Here is a 19,312-nt window from a genome sequence, read left to right as displayed (position 1 = left end):
CGCGGGCGCGGACTGGTTAGGCTCGAATACGTGAGCAGGCTCCAGGTCGTCAGTGGCAAGGGCGGTACCGGCAAGACCACGGTGGCCGCTGCCCTCGCGCTGGCCCTCGCCACCGAGGGGAAGCGGACGCTTCTCGTCGAGGTCGAGGGCCGCCAGGGCATCGCGCAGCTCTTCGAGACGGGAGCGCTGCCTTATGAGGAGCGGAAGATCGCCGTCGCTCCCGGGGGCGGGGAGGTGTACGCCCTCGCCATCGACCCCGAACTGGCCCTTCTGGACTACCTCCAGATGTTCTACAAGCTGGGCGGCGCGGGGCGGGCCCTGAAGAAGATCGGCGCGATCGACTTCGCCACCACGATCGCGCCCGGCCTGCGGGACGTCCTGCTGACCGGCAAGGCGTGCGAGGCCGTGCGCCGCAAGGAGCGCAGCGGCCGCTTCACGTACGACTACGTCGTCATGGACGCGCCGCCGACCGGCCGCATCACCCGCTTCCTGAACGTCAACGACGAGGTGGCGGGGCTCGCCAGGATCGGCCCGATACACAATCAGGCGCAGGCCGTGATGCGGGTGCTGAAGTCGCCGGAGACGGCGGTGCACCTGGTGACGCTGCTGGAGGAGATGCCCGTCCAGGAGACGGCGGACGGTATCGCCGAGCTGCGTTCGGCCCGGCTTCCGGTGGGCCGGATCATCGTGAACATGGTGCGCCCGGAGCTGCTGGACGCGGCCGACCTGGAACTCGCGGGGACGGTGGCGCGTTCCACTGTCGCGCGGTCGCTGTCGTCGGCGGGGCTGGGCGGAGCGCGGCGCGGGGGGCACGCCGAGCGGCTGGTGGACCCCCTGCTGGCGCAGGCCGCGGAGTACGCCGAGCGGTACACGCTGGAGCAGGAACAGCGCGCGGTCCTCACCGAGCTGGGCCTGCCGCTGCACGAACTGCCGCTGTTCGCCGAGGGCATGGACCTGGCGGGGCTGTACGCCCTGGCGCGCGAACTGCGCGAGCAGGGCGTGTCATGAGCGGGGGCACACGGTCGAGGTCGGTCACGAGCGGAAGCAGGGGATGAAATGAGTCGTCCGGACCCGGCCCACACGCACGACCCGGCCCGCCACCGCCTCGCCCCCGCCCGCCTGCTGGACGTCGATCCGCTGCTGCAGGACCCGCAGACCCGCATCGTGGTCTGCTGCGGCTCGGGCGGGGTCGGGAAGACCACGACCGCGGCGGCGCTGGGCCTGCGCGCGGCCGAGCGGGGCCGCAAGGTCGTCGTCCTGACCATCGACCCGGCCCGCCGGCTGGCCCAGTCCATGGGCATCGACTCGCTGGACAACACCCCGCGCCGGGTGAAGGGCGTCGACGACTCCGCGGGCGGCGAGCTGCACGCGATGATGCTGGACATGAAGCGCACCTTCGACGAGATCGTCGAGGCGCACGCGGACCGCGAGCGGGCGGCCGCGATCCTGAACAACCCCTTCTACCAGTCGCTCTCGGCGGGCTTCGCGGGCACGCAGGAGTACATGGCGATGGAGAAGCTCGGGCAGCTGCGCGCCCGGGACGAGTGGGACCTGATCGTCGTCGACACCCCGCCCTCGCGCTCGGCGCTGGACTTCCTGGACGCGCCCAAACGGCTGGGGTCGTTCCTGGACGGGCGGCTGATCCGGCTGCTGACGGCCCCGGCCAAGCTGGGCGGCCGGGCCGGCATGAAGTTCCTGAACGTCGGGATGTCCATGATGACCGGCACCCTGGGCAAGCTGCTCGGCGGTCAGCTCCTGAAGGACGTCCAGACGTTCGTCTCCGCGATGGACACGACCTTCGGCGGATTCCGCACCCGCGCGGACGCGACGTACAAGCTGCTGCAAGCGCCCGGGACGGCGTTCCTCGTGGTCGCGGCGCCGGAGCGGGACGCGCTGCGCGAGGCCGCCTACTTCGTGGAACGGCTGGCCGCGGAGGACATGCCGCTGGCCGGTCTGGTGCTCAACCGGGTCCACGGCAGCGGCGCCGACGGGCTGTCCGCCGAGCGGGCGCTCGCCGCCGCGGAAAATCTTGAAGAGGCCCGCATTGTGGATCAGGGGGGCGGGAAAGCACTACTTCGTAACTCCCCCGACGCACAGGACAGTTCAGACTCTCCCACGCCCGGAACCCCAGAACGTGACGCCGCTGCGGCCCCCGAGTCCGGCTCCCCCGCCGAGAACATGGAGAACGCCGAGGGCGGCGACGACGAGAACACCGGGGGCGCCGCGCAGGACGAGCGGGCCGTCGACCGGCTCGCCGCGGGTCTGCTGAGGCTGCACGCGGACCGTATGCAGTTGCTCTCCCGCGAGAAGCGCACGCGTGACCGCTTCACCGCGCTGCACCCCGAGGTGGCCGTGACGGAGGTGGCCGCGCTGCCGGGTGACGTGCACGACCTCGCGGGACTGCGCGAGATCGGCGACCGGCTTGCGGCAGGCGAGCGCGCACTGCCCGACCCGGCCGTGGCGACCGGAACGGAACCGGGCGACACGCCCGAGGCGACTGCCTGAGGACGCCTACGCCGCAGTGGATGGCCGGCCCGTGCCCCAGGGCAACGGGCCTCGTCCCCCAGGGCGACGAACACCGTGCCCCCTGGGGGCGGTGGAGCTGAGTGACCGACGGCGACGGGCCCCGTGAAGGGCCCTCGACCTCCGGCTGCTCCCGGCGGGAGCCGCTCAGCTCACCGCCGCGTAGTTCTCGTAGACCTCGTCGTCGTCGAGGGGGAGGACACCGCACCCCCGCTCGTACTCCGTACGCGCCGTCTCCAGCAGCCGGCGCCAGGAGGTGACGGTGGGTCGCCTGCGCAGCAGTGCGCGGCGCTCCCGCTCCGTCATGCCTCCCCACACGCCGAACTCGACGCGGTTGTCCAGCGCGTCCGCCAGGCACTCCGTGCGCACCGGGCATCCGGTGCACACCGCCTTGGCCCTGTTCTGCGCTGCTCCCTGAACGAACAGTTCATCCGGATCGGTAGTGCGGCAGGCCGCCTGCGCACTCCAGTCGGTTACCCAGCCCATACCGGCGCCGTCCTCTCCCGAATCGAGGCTCCCCCACGGCGGCAGCGGCATATTCACCGCCGCCAGTTGAGGACGTTACGGAAGGTGGGCAGAGCGCAACACCCCCAGCGGGCCCAATCTTGAATGGTCCGAACGGACTATGGGTAAGCGGCAGATCACCCGGGGGAGTGAGCTGACGACATACAGAACTTTCCCGTCAAAACGGGACAGTTCAGTTGCGTCACATCGGACGCCGCGTGACACACGAGGCGGATTCGGACACGCCCCCATCAGAAAGTCGGGGAACATCCGGAACGATTCGGGGTCGCCGGACGTATGGATACGTGACCTCGCTGCTGTGACAGTCGAGAGCAGCTTAGGCCAAGGCATATACGCCTGTCCGGCGAATGAGAACGTAGGCTGCCCTCATGCCAAACAAGCGCTCGGGCGGTGGTCTGTCTCCCACGCAGCAGGCCGCCAAGTTCCTCGGTGTCAGTGTCCTGGCGGGGGCGGTCCTGGCCGGCCTCGCCCTGCCCGCGGTGGGCGCGCTGGGGCTGGCGGCGAAGGGATCCGTCGAGAGCTTCGACGAGCTCCCGGCCAACATGAAGACCCCGCCGCTGAGCCAGCGCACCACCATCCTCGACGCCGAGGGCGGTGCGATCGCGACGGTCTACTCGCGCGACCGCACGGTCGTCCCCCTCAAGGACGTCTCGCCGCACATGCAGAAGGCGATCATCGCGATCGAGGACTCGCGCTTCTACCAGCACGGCGCGGTCGACCTGAAGGGCGTGCTGCGCGCCCTCAACAAGAACGCGCAGACCGGCGGGGTCTCCGAGGGCGCCTCCACCCTGACGCAGCAGTACGTGAAGAACGTCTTCGTCGAGGAGGCCGGCAACGACCCGACCAAGGTCGCCCAGGCCACCCAGCAGACCATCGGCCGCAAGATCCGCGAGCTCAAGTACGCGATCCAGGTCGAGGAGGAGCTGGGCAAGAAGAAGATCCTCGAGAACTACCTGAACATCACGTTCTTCGGCCAGCAGGCCTACGGCATCGAGGCCGCGTCCCGGCGCTACTTCTCCAAGCCGGCCAAGGACCTGAACATCCAGGAGTCGGCCCTGCTGGCCGGCATCGTCCAGTCGCCCAGCCGGTACGACCCGGTCAACGACGAGGCGGAGGCCACCAAGCGGCGCAACATCGTGCTGCGGCGGATGGCCGAGGTGGGCGACATCTCCCGGGCCCAGGCCGCCGAGGCCAGTCGGGCACCGCTCGGCCTGAAGGTCAGCAGGCCCAAGAACGGCTGCATCACGGCCGTGAAGGGCGCCGGCTTCTTCTGCGACTACGTCCGCGAGGTCTTCCTCACCGACCCGGTCTTCGGCAAGACGAGGGAGCAGCGCGCGAAGGTCTGGAACCAGGGCGGCCTCACCATCCGCACCACCCTGGACCCGCAGGCCCAGGACGCGGCGCAGGACTCCATCCGGGACCACGTCTACAAGAGCGACGAGGTGGCCACCGCCGCCACCGTGGTCCAGCCGGGCACCGGCAAGATCCTCGCCATGGGCCAGTCGCGTCCGTACGGCTTCAAGAAGAACGAGACGCAGATCAACCTCTCCGTCGACCAGGCGATGGGCGGCGGCATGGGCTACCAGCCCGGTTCGACGTTCAAGCCGATCGTGGCGGCGGCGGCCATCGAGGACGGCATGCCGGCCAACAAGGTGTACTCCTCGCCGTACCGGATGCCGTACCCGAGCCCGGTTTCGGCCTGTGACGGCAAGCAGTGGATGAACGACCCCAACAACCCGGCCCGGCTCGAGAACGAGAACGAGTCGGAGGTCGGCCCGTACGACATGCGCGAGGCGACCGCCAAGTCGGTCAACACCTACTACGTGCAGATGATCAGCGACATCGGCATCTGCCCGGTGACGACGATGGCGAAGAAGATGGGTGTCCAGCGCGCCGACGGCGACAAGATGCCGCAGGTGCCGTCCATCGCCCTCGGCACGCAGGAGATGTCCCCGCTGACCATGGCGAACGGGTACGCCACCTTCGCCTCGCGGGGCATGTACTGCACGCCGATCGCCATCGAGTCGGTCAGCCGGCGCATCGGTGACAAGACGAAGTCGCTGCCGGTGCCGAAGTCGACCTGCTCGCGCGCGATGTCGGAGAGGACCGCCGACACGATCAACGCGCTGCTCAAGGGCGTGGTCGAGGACGGCACCGGTAGGCAGGCGGGCCTCGGCGGCCGTCCGAGCGCGGGCAAGACCGGTACGACGGACGAGCGGTACGCGGCCTGGTTCGTGGGCTACACGCCGAACATGGCCGGCGCGGTGTGGGTCGGCGACCCGGCGCACAAGCGCAAGATGACCGGCATCACCATCGGCGGCCGCTCGTACGGCAAGGTCTTCGGCGGTCAGGTGCCGGGTCCGATCTGGCGGGACATGATGTCCGGCGCGCTGGCGGGCAAGCCGGTCGAGGACTTCAGCGACGTCCACATCCCCGGCGGCATCGACCGCGACCGGGACCGCGGCGGCGGCGACGGTGGCCGCGACGACGGCGGCAACGGCGACGGCAACGGCGGGAACGGCGGCAACGACGGCTTCATCGGCGGCCTGGTCGGGGGCAACAACGGCGGCGGTGGCGGGGGCGACAACCCCTTCCCGACGCCTTCCTTCTCCATCCCGGAGGGCCTCTTCCGCGGCCAGGGCAACGGCGGCGGGAACGGCAACGGAGGCGGCTTCCGCTGACGCGGGCGGCTTGCGCCGGGCAGTGACATGGGCCGCGGCCCCCTCCCACCGGGTGGTGGGAGGGGGCCGCGGCGTTCGAGTCACGGCCGGGCGCCGGGGTCGGACGACGGAGCCCGGTTCGTCCGGTGGGGACGGTGGCTCAGCCGGCCAGGAGCTTCTTCACCACGGCGGCGACGCGGCCGCCCTCGGCCTGCCCGGCCACCTTCGGGTTCACGATCTTCATGACCGCGCCCATGGCCCGCGGGCCCTCCGCGCCGGCCGCCCTGGCCTCCTCGACGGCCTGGGCCACGATCCGCTGGAGCTCGTCGTCGGACAACTGCCGGGGCAGGTAGCCGGCGAGGACCTCGCCCTCCGCCTTCTCCCGCTCGGCCTGCTCGGGACGCCCACCCTGCGCGAAGGCCTCGGCCGCCTCGCGGCGCTTCTTCGCCTCACGGGTGATCACCTTCTGCACCTCGTCGTCGGAGAGCTCGCGCTTCTCCTTGCCCGCGACCTCCTCCTTGGTGATCGCGGCGAGCGTCAGCCGGAGCGTCGAGGAGCGGAGCTCGTCGCGCTCCTTGATCGCGGCGTTGAGGTCATCCTGCAGCTTCGACTTGAGCGTGGTCATGGGGTGATTGTCGCAGGTGCCCGGCGACGGGCGCCCCCCGATTTGGCGGCCGTACCGCCTCCCCGCCCGCGGGCGGCACGGCAAGAGCCCGTACCGGTGGGCCACTTCGGCCACCGCCGTACCCGGGCCCCCTTCGCGGTCTGACACGATGGTCGTATGCGCGCGCGATACGGAGTCCCCCTGGGAATCGCGGCGGCTGGCGCCGCCGGTCTGTTGTACGCCGCGGGCTTCGAGGCCCGCTCCTTCCGCCTGCGCCGGGTCACCGTCCCGGTCCTGCCTCCGGGGATGCGTCCCCTGCGTGTGCTCCAGGTCTCCGACATCCACATGGTCGGCGGGCAGCGCAAGAAGCAGCGCTGGCTGCGCTCCCTGGCCGGCCTGCGCCCCGACTTCGTGATCAACACGGGCGACAACCTGTCCGACCCCGAGGGTGTCCCCGAGGTGCTGGACGCGCTCGGCCCCCTGATGGAGTTTCCGGGCGCGTACGTCTTCGGCTCCAACGACTACTACGGCCCCAAGCTGCGCAACCCCGCCCGCTACCTGATGGAGAAGGCCCAGGGCCGCCACGGCCTGAACGGCAACCCGCCCGCCCGGGGCGTGGTGCACAACCCGTGGGAGGACCTGCGGGACGGTTTCGACGCGGCGGGCTGGCTCAACCTCACGAACACGCGCGGCGAGCTCAAGCTCGAGGGCGCGACGGTGGAGCTGACGGGTCTGGACGACCCGCACATCAAGAGGGACCGCTACGCGCGGGTGGCCGGCGGCCCGTCCGACTCGGCCGACTTCTCGATGGGCGTGGTGCACGCCCCGTACCTGCGCACCCTGGACGCCTTCACGGCGGACGCCTATCCGCTGATCCTCGCCGGCCACACCCACGGCGGGCAGCTGTGCATCCCCTTCTACGGCGCCCTGGTCACCAACTGCGACCTGGACACGGACCGGGTGAAGGGCCTGTCCACGCACACGGCCGACGGGCACACGTCGTACCTGCACGTCTCGGCGGGCTGTGGCACGAACCGCTACACCCCCGTCCGGTTCGCGTGCCCGCCGGAGGCGACGCTGCTGACGCTGGTGGCCCGGGACCAGGGGAGGCGGTAGCGGGTCGGGCGTGACGGGGGCCGGGTGAGCGGGTCCGAGCAGCGACGGCCCGAGGCGAGGCCCCGGGGGCAAGGCGGCGGAGGCCGGTCACCGGGTGGCTCTGGATCACCCACTCGGCTACGCCCGCGTCGCCCGCTATGTCCGCTTCTGTCAGCTTGAGGGCATGACAGCCCCGATACCCAGGGACATACCGGACCTCCCCGCGATTCCGGGCAAGCCCGTACTGAAGCCGACGCCCGTGCCCGCCGCGGCCGTCGTCACCCCGGTCCGCCGCCCCGCGGCCGCGCTGTTCCGCCTGCTGGTCGCCGCCGCGGCGGCCGGGGCCGTGACGCTGGAACTGGTCCTCGGCGACGCGTCCCGGGCCCTCGGCTACTTCGCCGTCCAGAGCAACATCCTGCTGGCAGCGGTCATGATCCTCTCGGCCCGCCGCGCCTGGACGGCCAGCCGCCCGCTGCCGGGAGCCCTCCTGGGCGCGACGCTGCTCTACGTGGTGATCGCGGCGGCGGTGCACCACGTGCTCCTGGCCAACGACGCGAGCCCCTTCGCCCTCACCGGCGAGGCGGCGGCCGAGCCGACCGGCTGGCGGGCCCTCTCCCAGGCCGTGCTGCACACGGTGACGCCCGTCGCGGCGGTACTGGACTGGCTGCTGCTCACCGTCCCGGGCCGCCTGCACCTGCGCCAGGCCAGCACGTGGCTGCTCTACCCCATGGCCTACCTGGCCTTCAGCCTGGGCAGGGGCGAGCTGCTCCTCCCGGGCAGCACCGACCAGTACCTCTACCCCTTCCTGGACGTCGGCCAGGACGGCTACAAGAAGGTGCTCGGCAACGCCCTCCTCCTCGGCCTCGCCTTCTACGCCCTGGCGCTGCTGCTGGTGGGGCTGGACCACGCCCGCCCGAACCTCATGCGCCACCGCGGCAAAACCGGATTTCGTCTCTAGCCACCGGTGGGCTAAAGTAAACGACGTCGCCGCGACAGCAGTGACATCGGGGTGTAGCGCAGCTTGGCAGCGCGCTTCGTTCGGGACGAAGAGGTCGTGGGTTCAAATCCCGCCACCCCGACAGTGAAGTACCAGGTCAGGGGCCTGATCCGCGAGAGCGGGTCGGGCCCCTGAGTGGTTTCAGGGTCCATCTTGGGAGCCATTGGGGAGCCAAACCCGGTAGAAGGCTCGCCATCCCCTGGACCGGACTATCGGCACCTCGCCCTCGCATCGATGCAAGATGGCGGTTCGGGCAAGCCACCCCACTGGGCCAGGCAGCAGTGTCGAGCAGTGGGCGTTCGATGGTGGCGGAGGACGACCTAGCGAGGGCAAGCCGCCGCCGCCCCTACACGCCCAGCGGATCAAGTCGCCTGGTTCTCAGATGGTCTTTCGGTATCGGAGGGGGTGTTCAGGTGATAGATCTGTGACGTGCTGTATGCCCATCAGCACGATTCATGAGGCCCGGGGGGGTTGTGTGCAAGTGCATGTAGTTGTTCTGCTGGTTCGGGTAGAGCTAGGCCGCAGATCAGCAGTTGCAGCTCCGGCAGCGGGGTGAGCGGATGAGCGTCGGGAATGGGTCTCAGGGGAAGAGTGCGTGGCACTCGTTTGAGTGGTGGCAGTCTCGCCTGGCCCGAGAATTCTTCGGTGAAGATCGCAGCGGTATACCCGTTCTCTTCTTCATCGACGAGGCAGAGCTGCTCACCCTTCACGACCAGGAGCAGGTGCCGGAACTACGCATCGCGGTCAGTTCTGTGCTCGCCTGGCATGGAAGCCCGTACGAGCCGGTCTCTGCGCGTTGCCGTGCCTGGAAGCGGGGGACGCGCCAGGATCCTCCCCCCTGCCTGCCCCTGCTGGCAGCTACCGTCTTGGCGGCCGCCAATATGCGACGGACCGAACTAGGGCCCGGAGCACCGGCATACTATGCGCGCCTCGCCGAGGTCCTCCAGCCCCCTTGGGGCAATAGAGCACAGCACAAGCACCAGCTTCAGCAGCATTACGACACTGTCGTCGAACTTTGGGTCTGCCTGGATCAATGGCTTCGCGAGAAGGCCGGGGCACGCGGCCTCAGCACGATCAAGAAAAACCCCACGTACACGAAGATCGGCTATGCCCAGTCGCAGGCGCTGGTCAGGGCTTCGGATCACGCCGCCCTCACGTCCTTCATCCGGTCTGCCGACCTGTCACCGGGTCAACCGGTGGATGGTGCGACATTGCTGAGGGACCTCGCCGTGTGGAGCACCCGCCATCCGCAGGGCCTATCCCAGGGGCTGCGCCGGGCCCTCGTTTCTGACAGCGAGAGGCCACTGCTGGAGCCCTTGCTGGTTGCCCTGCTCGAAAGCTGGGACGATGCGACGACTCAGGGTTCCATCGACGGTCTCCGTCGGGTGCCGTTGCGTGTGGTGGTCGAAGACGGATGGGCAGGATGGGAGATCCGCTGGCACGCGGAGACTGTGCCAGGAGTGGAAGCGGACGTGCTGCAGCATCCCAACGGGGAGCTGAACCTCGCGTCCGGCGCCGAGGATCAAGCGTATGTGCTGTCCGGAGCGGTACCTGAGGTGGCGGACGCGCTTCAATCCGGGTTCACCGCGCGTGGTCAGAAAACCGCCGTGCGCGTGGAAAGCGGGCGGAAGCTTATGGCGCTACGGGAAGAGCCGGTAGCGGGAGGCTGGGTGGAATGGTACCGACCCGAGGATGTGCCGCTTCCGGGCTGGCAGATCACCCCAGCGCTGGAGTTCAAGGACGCACCAGCGCTAGCTGAAGCTCTGGCCCAATCGGGAATCCAGAACGTCCGCCACAACACGGCCAATCTGCTGAGCCTCCGCAACGGCCGGCGTGTACGGCCAGAGTGGCGCCAGCGGTCGCACTTCCTGCTAGGCGGCGAGCCGGACCTGATGGTGCCGAAGGAGCTCCGCAAGCCTGGTTTGGTCACCCTGGACGGAGACCGGCTCGATGTACCCGCTGAGGGCCTGGTTGAGCTACGTGGGCGGGGCTTAAGACCAGGTCGGCACGTACTGGCTGCTGATGGGACGGAGCTCACCTTCTACTTGGAGCGGCTCATAGCTCCGCAGTCTGACAGGGCGACCGCGCCCAGCCCCGCAGAGCCCGCTGCCGCTGTTGTCGTGCCGCTGGCCGGAGACTCGCGTTTCCTCACCGCCCAAGGCCGATACCTCACCAGCGCCGAGCACCGGCTCAGCCCACGCCTGTCATCCAGCCAGGACCGCCTCGTCCGCCTGAGCCACCAGCGCCCGAGGGTCGGCGTCCTGGATGAGGGGCGGCACCTCCCCGAGGCGGATGTGGGAGGCGAAGGTCGGATCGACCGCGCCCGTGCCGGGCTGGTCGGCGTCACGCAGCCACCCGTGCGCCGTAACGGCGTCGAGGACCAGCTCGGGGCCACCGAGCGAAAGGGCGGGCTGATTGCGGGCGTCGAGCGCGACGAGGAAGTTGGCGAGGACCTCTCCGGGGACTTCGGGGGTGAAGTAGGCCGACCACTGGGCGAGCGGACTGCTCAGGTCCGTGCGCGCGGAGACCTGCCAGGCGATCGGCTGGTTCCCCAGGTGGAACGGCTCGTCCGGCAGAACCCGCTGCGCCCACCGCAGGGAGTCGGGACTGATGTGGAGGACGGTGCTGCGCAGGACCTGACGGTCCTTCGTGGCCTCGTCCGGCTCCTGGCGACCACGGACGATCGTCAGGCTCGTCCAGCCCAGGCCGGCGAGTGTGTCGGCGACGGAGTCGTACAGTCGTCCGTCGTCACCGGCCAGATGCCGGGGACCGACCCAGTACGCGGACGGGACGCTCGTCGGGCTAGGTGGGCCGAACGGAAAGTCGGGATACAGGTGCGCCTCCAAAGGCTTGGGGGTCTTCGTGCCGCCAGCAACGCGCGGGGATAGAGGGGAGTGCCGGGCCGGGTTTGCGGCGGTCTCGGGTGGCAGGTGGCCGAGCTGCGTGTCCCCGCGCCTCCCCTGCGCCAGGGAGACGACGGGCCGCCCGAGGAGTTCCGCACCGTGCCTCTGCTGTCACAGATGCTGGGAGGTCTCCAGCACGCGAGCGACTGCGGCGGCGACGGTATCGGTCGGCGTCTCGGTGTCGAAGGACATCTGGTAGCCGCGTACCTTGGCCGTCCCGGTAACGGCGATCTTCCATCCCTCGCTGTCGGTGCCAGGACGGCCGGACGGGAACCATCCGAGATAGAAGGAGCCGTCCTTGGAGTTGACGTGTACGTCCGCGCGGTCGTCGACGACCAGGTTGAAGTCGTCGGCGCAGAACTGATCCATTACGAGCGTGGGCTGGCCCGGGCCGAGCTGCCACTTACGCAAGGGCGGGTACGACTCGCCCGGACCTCCGTACGGGCATTTGCACAACGAGGTAGACAGCATGATCAAGATGCGTCAAGCCCAGTGACTACGCGTCCATCCGGTGGGACAGAGACCTGCCGACTGCCGCTCGCGGTGAGGGCCGCTGAGGTCGGGCATGAGGTCGTCGGCGTCGGATGTGAGATGGTCCTCTATTTCTTTCGTGTGAGGCGGCAGTAAGGCAAGGGTCCGCTGGGTTCCAGCCACCTAGACTGGGCATTCTCACTGGCCCCGTTCGCGGTCAGCTGTACACGCCCGGCTCGGTGGACTTGCTGGCTTGTTCCTGGGATGTTCGTACACAGAGACGGACTCGCTAGCGCGTTCGAGTCCGGTCTGCCGCGAGTGCAGCCAAGCGCGCGGCGGGCGGTGCGCACGTATGGAGGATGAATGACAGATCTGCAGGCTGTCGAGATTTGCGCAGGGGCGGGCGGCCAGGCCCTCGGTTTGGAGCGCGCCGGATTCGGGCACGCCCTGGCCGTTGAGCTCGACACGCACGCCGTCGCCACACTGCGCAGGAATCGGCCAGACTGGGATGTCCGGCAAGGCGATGTGGCTGATCCGGAGGTCTGGAAGCCCGAGAAGTTCAGCGGGATGGATCTGATCGCCGGCGGAGTGCCGTGCCCGCCCTTCACCATCGCCGGTAAGCAGTTGGGGGCAACCGACGAGCGTGATCTTTTCGCCTGGGCCGTGCGCCTGGCTGAGAGGGCCAAGCCCAAGGCGCTCCTGCTGGAGAACGTCCGGGGGCTCAGCGCCAACCGCTTCGCGGCCTATCGGCAGAACGTCCTCGACACCCTGCAGAGCGCTGGCTACGTCGCTCAGTGGAAGCTCCTCCACGCAGCTGACTTCGGAGTGCCGCAGCTGCGGCCCCGTTTCGTGCTCGTAGCGCTACGCCCTGAATACGCTGAGTACTTCACATGGCCTGAACCGCTGGCGGCCAAGCGGCCCACAGTGGGCGAAGCCCTTTGCGACCTCATGGCCGCTAGAGGCTGGGAGGGCGCTAAAAGCTGGGCTGAGGAGGCCAACGACATCGCCCCCACCATCGTCGGAGGGTCGAAGAAGCACGGTGGTGCCGACCTAGGACCTACGCGCGCCAAGGCTGCTTGGGCGAAGCTGGGGGTGGACGCTCTCGGTGTCAGCGATCATGCCCCAGAGCCTGGCTGGAAGCCGGCTGAAGGCAAGCCAGGACCGAAACTGACCGTGGAGATGGTGGCCCGGATTCAGGGCTGGAAGCCCGAGGACGAGTGGGTGTTCGAGGGCCGGAAGACCAGTACGTACCGGCAGGTAGGCAACGCCTTCCCGCCGCCTGTCGCGGAGGCGGTGGGCCGGTCCATCGCACGGGCGCTGCGGCAGGAAGGGCCCCGCACCGAGCTGGTAGAGACAACAGAGGTAGTCCACGACCCCGTCTACAAGCTGCTTCGGGGGATGGAGCGTCCCATCGGGGTCGACCAGATCATCAGCCGGTTGCAGAAGACCGGGCAGCACATGTCAGAGCCGGAAGTCGAACGCCACATTGCCCACCTCGAGCACGACTTCGTGATCCACAGGGTGAAGCGCTCCAGCGGCGCCCTCAGCTACAGGCTCGGCGAGTTCAAGGCTTTCGTCGGCCAAGAGGGCCATCAGAGGCATGAACTCTTCTCCCTGAACCAGGCGAAGATCAGCTGACAGCTGCCGCGGGCGGTCAGGGGGCCTTCCGGTCACGCTTCGTGGCTGCGGCCTCCTGCCGCCGGGCGGTCACTGCCTCGATGACGGTCCTGGCGCACGCCTCTGGTTCGAGGTGCTCCCAGAAGCGGAGCACCATCCAGCCCGCCTCCGCGAGGCGGTTGTCCGTGTCCCGGTCGCGCTTAATATTCCGGCCGATCTTGTCTTCCCAGTACGGCCGGTTCGTCTTCGGCATCACGAAGTGCTCTGGGCAGCCGTGCCAGAAGCAGCCGTCGATGAAGACGGCCACCTTCACTGGGCGGAAGACCATGTCAGCCGTGCGGCGCATCTTCGGAAGCGGCTTGGCCGCCACCCGGTAGCGCAGTCCAGCGGCGTGGACGAGCGAGCGGAGGAGCAGCTCGGGTGCGGTGTCGCGGTTCCGGTTGCCGAGCATGCTCCGCCGGTTCGCGGCCGAGGAGGCCCAGGAACCTTCGGGCCGTGTCCACTGCCCGGCCTGTTGCTCTGGTTGCGCTTGCTCGCTCATATCTCCGGCAGTTTGGGGACGGCTTCCTCTGGGTCATCCGGCCTCGCGACAACCCATTCCTGCCCGCCCAGTTCTACTCTCGGTGCGTCCCCGTGGCGGAGAGCGGCAGCCGCAAGCCGGGCGCTCACCGACTCACCGGGACCAGGTATGGGCAGGCCGAGCGCTTCGGCAATCCGGCCGTGGCTGGAGTAATGGCCCAGGATAACGATGCCGCGGGGTTGGAGCCTTGAGCGCGATCCGCCGTTGTAGCGGACGCGTTTCATGTAGTCCTCCTGCATCGCCACTGTAGCGACGACAGTGCGGCTGATCCGGCGGCCCTGAGCTCTCACGAAGAGATCGTCCACCCTGCGTTGGCCGCTCCTGTGGGAGAAGATCGCCTTGATATCGGCCTCGGAGAGCCGCAGCAGCATGTTCTCCTGGAGAGGAGCCCGGTGGAACAGCCACCGCACTGCGGCCCGCCCTGCGGCGTTCAGTGTCTTCTTGGCGTCCCGGTTGCCGCCGTTGTTCAGCCTCTCAGGCAGGGCGCGCACGAGGCCGGCGGACCATCTGGACTCTTCATCGCTGGCCCAGACGACAAGCAGCAGGTGGCCGAGGGCCTCTGGCGGGACCATCCACCCGCCGAGCGTCTGCGAGTACTTGCAGTCGACGTCGGTGCCGGCGATCGAGTAGTCCATGCTGAGGCCGTCGGCGAAGCCGAACTCGCGCTGCATGTTGATCTCGATCAACGTGCCCAAGTGGGCCTTCTCGGTCTTGTACAGCTGGTCCCACCGGAAGCGACCGGTGTGCTGCCCATCCAGCAGCATGTCGATGCTCCGCCGGATCGCCCCTGCGGTCCTCCTGCCGTGCGGGTCGGCAGCGAGAATCTGCTGCGCAACGGCATCCAGTTCCGGATCGCCTGGTTCGTCAACAGGCCACAGGGCTGCCTGCGTGCTCATCGCTTCGCCGTCCACGGCAGGACTCTATCCGGGCTCCGGACGGCAGGGCAGCCCGGTCCGACGAGGAGACTGGCAGACTTCAGCTGTGATACGCGAACCAGCTGAACTGCAGATCGATGACGAGGGCCGTGTGTCCCTGCCGCTGGGGCTCCTGGCGGAGGCGGGCCTGGATACGGGCGGCCGCATCCTCGCCTTCAGCGACGGGGACGGGCGCATTGTGCTGCAGCGGGAGGCGGACGCCGTCGAGGCGCTGCTGCGAGACGGAACTCTGTGAGTCGCAGTTTTGCTGGCGCTAGACGGCTCCCGCCCCGAGATGCTGCAGGAGTGCTCGCACGTCCGCGGCGTCCATTCCTGCGGCCAGCGGGACTTCCTCTTCCGGATCGCCCAGCTGCTGCACCTCCGGGTCGTCGAGGATCCGCCCCATGAAGTCCAGTTTCTGCGCCAACCGAAGGGCTACCACCTCGTCGACCGTACCTTCGGCCGTAAGGACCGTGACCCGCGTCTCCGTGTCCAGCGCGAGGCCGAGGCGGTGAATGCGGTCGAGGCTCTGCAGGAACCGGCCGGCCTGGAAATCACGGTCCACATAGACCGCGTCATGGCACACCTGGTGGAGGCTGATGCCCTCGCCGAGGGTCGCCGGATTGGAGATGAGGACGCTGCAGTCCGGATCCTTCCGGAAGCGGCGCAACTCAGCTTCCCGGTCGGGGGTCCCCCCGTGCACAGCCGCTGGCTGGAACGGCGTCAGCAGTGCTTGGAGCGAAGTGATACTGCGGACGAAGCTCGTCCAGATCAGAGTCTTGCGTCCGGCCGCAGCATTGGCGGACACGATGGAGAGGGTTTCCTGGTACTTGGGCGGCAGCTCGTAGTCGGGGAGTCGGCGGAGGAGCATGGAGAGCGGATCCCCCTCGGCCACCTCCAGCGGTGGGACGCGGAAGTGCAGCGGCTCGTAACGCGTTGAGCCCGCCACGAGCAGAGCCGGGCTGGTGGCGGCCATCAGCAGGCGCAGCGCTGTCTTGCCGAGCGATTCGAAGTCGGTGCGGTCGGCCGCCGCCCTGGCTGAGAGCTTCCCCACCAGAGCGTCGTAGATCTCGCGGTGAAGCGGCGGCATCGGGATTCGGCGCACCCGCGTCTCCACGGGAGGCAGTCCGAGCTCCTCTTTGGTCGTCCGCGTATACAGGGGGCGCAGTACTCGGCTGGCATGGGCGAGGTCGCCGCCGTCGACAGCTTGAGTGACCACGCGCCGCCCGTGCCCCGGCCAGACGAAGGAAAGAAGGTTCTCCAGGTCCTTGGCGCCATTGGGTGCAGGAGTGCCGCTGAGGATCATCCGGACGCGGCTGAGGGGGCCTAGTGCCATGCAGGCGGCACCGTAAACCCCGGCCCCGCCGAGCTTCATTCGGTGGGCCTCATCGAGGACGAGCATCGCTGGGGCCGCCTCCAGCCACTGGGACAGCCCAGCGAGGGCCCGGTCCAGACGCTCGTAATTGACGAGGAGGATGTCTGCTGAGGCCGGGACCGACTTGCCGAGCACCTGCACGTCGAGCCCGGTGGAGAAGCACTGCTCCGGCTCCCATTGCCATGCTTCGTAGGCGGACTTCGGGCTCACCACAAGCATGCGGGTTACGGCTCCGCGCTGGCGGAGTGCAGAGAAGACGGCGAGGGAGACACGGGTCTTGCCGGCGCCGGGCACACTGAAGTTGGCTCCGTGGCCGACCGAGAGAAGGCGGGCTATGTCGCGGAGCTGGAAAGGGGTAAGAGGGCCGATCCAGTCGTCGCTCAGCAGGGACGGGACCGAATCCGGCTCGACGGTGTCCTCGTCGGGCGAGCCGCTGAGGAGCCTCTCCGCCGTGTCCGCCGTGTCGAGCATCTCGGTGACAAGGAGACGGAAGTCCTCCTCCCAGACAACGCTGTCCGGTCGTGCCCAGGCCCCGAGCGCGCTGATACTGGCGAGGAAGCTATCGATGGGGACAGCTGCCGAGAGCCTGTCGGTCATCCGGCCGCTGGGGAAGCTGGCGATCAACTGCCCCAGCGCACCACGGCACTCGGGCACAGTCCGCAGCGCTGCCTGCGTGCGAGTGATGTCGAAGCCGATCGTCAGACTGGGTCCGTCGGCCACTTAGCGCGCCTTCCCGAACGTCTCGAGGAGCCAGGTCACGCCGTCTCCTGGGTGCTGCACAGTGCGCTTGGTCTCGATAGCGAGCTTCTCCAGTTTCTGCCGCAGATCAGTGACGGCGTCGTCGAACGACTCCTCATCCAGGCTTCGCTGCGCGCGGGACATGACCAGGTCCGTAACGCATTGCTCGATGTCGCGGCCGGCGTCGGCAAGGCGGGCAGGTGCTGCCTGCTTGCGCTTCTTGATACGCGCGTCGCGGCCGGCATCGCTGATGGCCTGATCCATCGCTGCGCGCAGCCGCACGACCTCCTTTTGTGCCTCAGCCGCAGCCTCCGGCGGAGCCGCGCTGCCTGGCCGGCTGACAGCTCGCGCGTGCAGGACGGCGTCTGTCAATGCCTTGGCTGCACCAAGGGAGGCAGACGGACCCTTCACAGCCCGACCCAAACCGGGGATGGCCACCCCCGCCGAAGCTTCAGCTGGGGCTTCGCTGTCCGGCAGCGTCTTGGAGAGGTAGCGGTCGCGGAAGTCGTGGTCGATGAACCGGACATCAGTCTTGGCGAAGCCCAGGAGCATGGCCGCCAGCCGGTTCTCCAGCAGGAGCTCCGCCTTCTCCGGGTTGACCGCGTACTGCTTGGCGTATGCGCGGTGCAGTTCGCGGAACTTCTCAGCCTGGTCCTCGAAAGCGACCAAGGACAGCTGCTCGCCGGCCGTCTTGCTTCGCTCGATGAGCGACTCGATGCGGGCGAGCACCCACTGGTCCTGCCGGCAGCGCTCCGCGGTCGTGCGGAAGGTAGCGGCGATGACAGCGAGGGGCGTGCCTTGATCCACTAGCTCCTGAACCGCGAGCAACCGGTTGATGTAGGAGTAGTCCCGCCGGTGCTCCTTGCGCAGCTGGAGCGACAGTTCGATCGCAGCGATGTCCTGCCAGTCGCAGGAAGGCGGCAGTACGGCTACACGCATGGCGTGGTTGGGACCGAAGAGCTGCATCAAAGCAGCGCGCCGGGTATTGCCGTTGACGAGGATGCCTTCGTGAGTGATCAGCCCGGGATCGGTCTGGCCGTACTCCTTGAGGCTCGCCATCAGTTCGTCGAACTCAGGATCAGTCCGGGCGGGATCTGCTGGGAGCACCTGCAGAAGGCGGTCCAAGTATGCCTGGCTGTCACTGCTCCAGGGGTCGTCCGCGAGCGCTTCCGCCTGCTTCGGGTCGTGACCGGCCTGTGCGCGGATGCGGTGGGTTGCCGGGTTGTAGTAGAGGCTGCCCACTGGCATCTGGATGACTTCCAGATGCTCCGGCCCGCCCCGCCACTCGACAGTGAAGGTCTCGCGGGGGCCGCCGCCGGCCGCGATCTCCTCCAACCGGGACCGCACAAGGGCGCGGTTCTCCTCGGCACCCGGCGGCAGACCGTAGCCCTTGGCCATGTACTTGCTCCTACTTCCGTTCGCGTTCTTACGAGGGTTGCCCTGTGCAACCGGGTGCTCAGCCGAGTCCCAGCTCCGCCCGGAGCTGCGCCCGCGACTCCTCAGGCAGAGAGCGGTAGTCGCTCCAAATCTGCTCCAGGCGGCTGAACTCCCGCCGGTCGGCCACCACCCAGTCGGACAGTACGCTGCGCTCGGCCGGGTCGAGGACGGCGGCTGCCTTGAGCACCTTGCCCAGATCCACTGCGAGCTCCCTGCCTCCCACCCGGCACCGCTTGCACTCGGTGACCAATTCCGTGGCCTTGGTGCCGTCCGGCTTGACCACTTCCCTACGGGCGATGTCGAGCTGGGCTGCCTCATAGGTGCCGGCGTAGATCTCGCCGGGGGTGATGCCGCAGGAGCGGCACATGTTCCCGTCCCTAGCCAGCACCTCGCGTCGGCGCGCCGCACCGATCGCGATCGTTCCTGACTTGCGAGTCGCGCGACCTGGCTCCCAGACAGGGTCGCCGGGCTTCACGAAGCGCTGCTCGTGGGGGTCCAGCTCCTCGTCTTCCCTGTTGGTGTCGATACGCCAACCGAAATCACGGAGGTCCCGCATGCGGCGGTCGACCTGGGACACCCCAGGGAAGGCTGCCCGCAGGTCCTCCTTGGTGAAGGTATTGCCTTCGCCGACCACGGAGACCAACCACAGGGCCACGCGCTTCATCGTTCCGAGGCCGGCATCCTGCCAGGACGGCATGACATCTCCATTCGCGGGGGCCTCCCTGCGGGGATGGCCCGGGGTGGCTGGTGGGCAGCGGGCTGCGGACATTCATTAGTAGCACGCCCCCACACCCTTATTCCAGCGATTAGCGATCTTTACACGGGCGGGGAAAGAGAAGGCGTCCGTAAAGATCCGTTTTAGGATCATTTGTC

15 protein-coding genes, 1 tRNA gene and 1 pseudogene are annotated in these 19,312 nt (G+C 68.5%); 8 read left to right on the top strand and 9 right to left on the bottom strand.

The features are described 5' to 3' along the window. Positions 1-30 precede the first annotated feature (30 nt). A complete protein-coding gene (locus Q5694_RS10040) occupies positions 31-1,008 on the top strand; it encodes an ArsA family ATPase (RefSeq protein WP_333932198.1) in 978 nt (325 codons plus the stop codon). Positions 1,009-1,056: 48 nt separating this feature from the next. Continuing rightward, complete coding sequence (locus Q5694_RS10035; protein WP_333932197.1) at positions 1,057-2,505, top strand: ArsA family ATPase; 1,449 nt, start codon at positions 1,057-1,059, stop codon at positions 2,503-2,505. 165 nt (positions 2,506-2,670) lie between these two features. On the opposite strand, the gene wblA is transcribed toward Q5694_RS10035, so the two are convergent. Next, positions 2,671-3,009, bottom strand: coding sequence for a transcriptional regulator WblA (gene wblA / locus Q5694_RS10030; protein WP_333932195.1), 339 nt, complete (start codon positions 3,007-3,009; stop codon positions 2,671-2,673). Positions 3,010-3,416: 407 nt separating this feature from the next. Here wblA and Q5694_RS10025 point away from each other — a divergent pair, with 407 nt between their 5' ends. Next, a complete protein-coding gene (locus Q5694_RS10025; protein ID WP_333932194.1) occupies positions 3,417-5,729 on the top strand; it encodes a transglycosylase domain-containing protein in 2,313 nt (770 codons plus the stop codon). A gap of 139 nt (positions 5,730-5,868) precedes the next feature. On the opposite strand, the gene Q5694_RS10020 is transcribed toward Q5694_RS10025, so the two are convergent. Continuing rightward, on the bottom strand, positions 5,869-6,333 hold the full coding sequence (locus tag Q5694_RS10020) for a GatB/YqeY domain-containing protein (RefSeq protein ID WP_333932193.1): 465 nt from the start codon (positions 6,331-6,333) through the stop codon (positions 5,869-5,871). A gap of 156 nt (positions 6,334-6,489) precedes the next feature. Between Q5694_RS10020 and Q5694_RS10015 the strand changes: the two genes are divergently transcribed. From Q5694_RS10015 to Q5694_RS10005, 3 genes are all read left to right on the top strand, one after another. Further along, a complete protein-coding gene (locus Q5694_RS10015) occupies positions 6,490-7,428 on the top strand; it encodes a metallophosphoesterase (RefSeq protein ID WP_333932192.1) in 939 nt (312 codons plus the stop codon). 163 nt (positions 7,429-7,591) lie between these two features. Next, positions 7,592-8,365, top strand: a complete 774-nt coding sequence (locus Q5694_RS10010) for a Pr6Pr family membrane protein (protein WP_333932191.1) — start codon at positions 7,592-7,594, stop codon at positions 8,363-8,365. A 47-nt stretch (positions 8,366-8,412) separates the two neighbouring features. Further along, positions 8,413-8,486 (top strand) — tRNA-Pro (locus Q5694_RS10005). 2,125 nt (positions 8,487-10,611) lie between these two features. On the opposite strand, the pseudogene Q5694_RS10000 reads toward Q5694_RS10005, so the two are convergent. Then, positions 10,612-11,250 (bottom strand): annotated as a pseudogene (locus Q5694_RS10000) (DUF317 domain-containing protein); the annotation flags it as partial. Between the two features lie 168 nt (positions 11,251-11,418). Then, positions 11,419-11,778, bottom strand: a complete 360-nt coding sequence (locus tag Q5694_RS09995) for a DUF317 domain-containing protein (protein WP_333932190.1) — start codon at positions 11,776-11,778, stop codon at positions 11,419-11,421. 363 nt (positions 11,779-12,141) lie between these two features. Between Q5694_RS09995 and Q5694_RS09990 the strand changes: the two genes are divergently transcribed. Further along, positions 12,142-13,416 (top strand): DNA cytosine methyltransferase, encoded by a 1,275-nt coding sequence (locus Q5694_RS09990; RefSeq protein WP_333932189.1) that lies wholly within the window; start codon positions 12,142-12,144, stop codon positions 13,414-13,416. A 16-nt stretch (positions 13,417-13,432) separates the two neighbouring features. On the opposite strand, the gene Q5694_RS09985 is transcribed toward Q5694_RS09990, so the two are convergent. Beyond that, positions 13,433-13,936, bottom strand: coding sequence for a very short patch repair endonuclease (locus tag Q5694_RS09985; protein WP_333932188.1), 504 nt, complete (start codon positions 13,934-13,936; stop codon positions 13,433-13,435). Continuing rightward, positions 13,933-14,886 (bottom strand): NaeI family type II restriction endonuclease, encoded by a 954-nt coding sequence (locus tag Q5694_RS09980; RefSeq protein WP_333932187.1) that lies wholly within the window; start codon positions 14,884-14,886, stop codon positions 13,933-13,935. The genes Q5694_RS09985 and Q5694_RS09980 overlap by 4 nt, the downstream gene beginning before the upstream one ends. 70 nt (positions 14,887-14,956) lie before the next feature. On the opposite strand from Q5694_RS09980, the gene Q5694_RS09975 reads away from it, so the two are divergent. Then, positions 14,957-15,145 carry a hypothetical protein gene (locus Q5694_RS09975; RefSeq protein WP_123188664.1) on the top strand — a complete coding sequence of 63 codons (189 nt, stop codon included), beginning with the start codon at positions 14,957-14,959 and terminating at the stop codon, positions 15,143-15,145. Between the two features lie 18 nt (positions 15,146-15,163). Here Q5694_RS09975 and Q5694_RS09970 read toward each other — a convergent pair whose 3' ends face one another. Genes Q5694_RS09970 through Q5694_RS09960 form a run of 3 tightly spaced genes read right to left on the bottom strand, consistent with a single transcriptional unit; the run spans position 15,164 to position 19,136 of the window. Further along, positions 15,164-16,984 carry a DEAD/DEAH box helicase gene (locus Q5694_RS09970; RefSeq protein ID WP_333932186.1) on the bottom strand — a complete coding sequence of 607 codons (1,821 nt, stop codon included), beginning with the start codon at positions 16,982-16,984 and terminating at the stop codon, positions 15,164-15,166. Then, the gene (locus tag Q5694_RS09965) at positions 16,985-18,400 is read right to left on the bottom strand and encodes a transcriptional regulator (protein ID WP_333932185.1); all 1,416 of its coding nucleotides are present in this window, start codon (positions 18,398-18,400) and stop codon (positions 16,985-16,987) included. It lies immediately after the preceding gene. A 58-nt stretch (positions 18,401-18,458) separates the two neighbouring features. Continuing rightward, positions 18,459-19,136: a hypothetical protein gene (locus tag Q5694_RS09960; RefSeq protein WP_333932184.1), complete on the bottom strand. Its 678-nt coding sequence runs from the start codon at positions 19,134-19,136 to the stop codon at positions 18,459-18,461. Positions 19,137-19,312 lie beyond the last annotated feature (176 nt).

Source organism: Streptomyces sp. AHA2, assembly GCF_036857595.1.
Classification (GTDB): domain Bacteria; phylum Actinomycetota; class Actinomycetes; order Streptomycetales; family Streptomycetaceae; genus Streptomyces.
The sequence above is the reverse complement of the archived record's forward strand: the minus strand, read 5'-3'. Positions and strand labels throughout refer to the sequence as shown.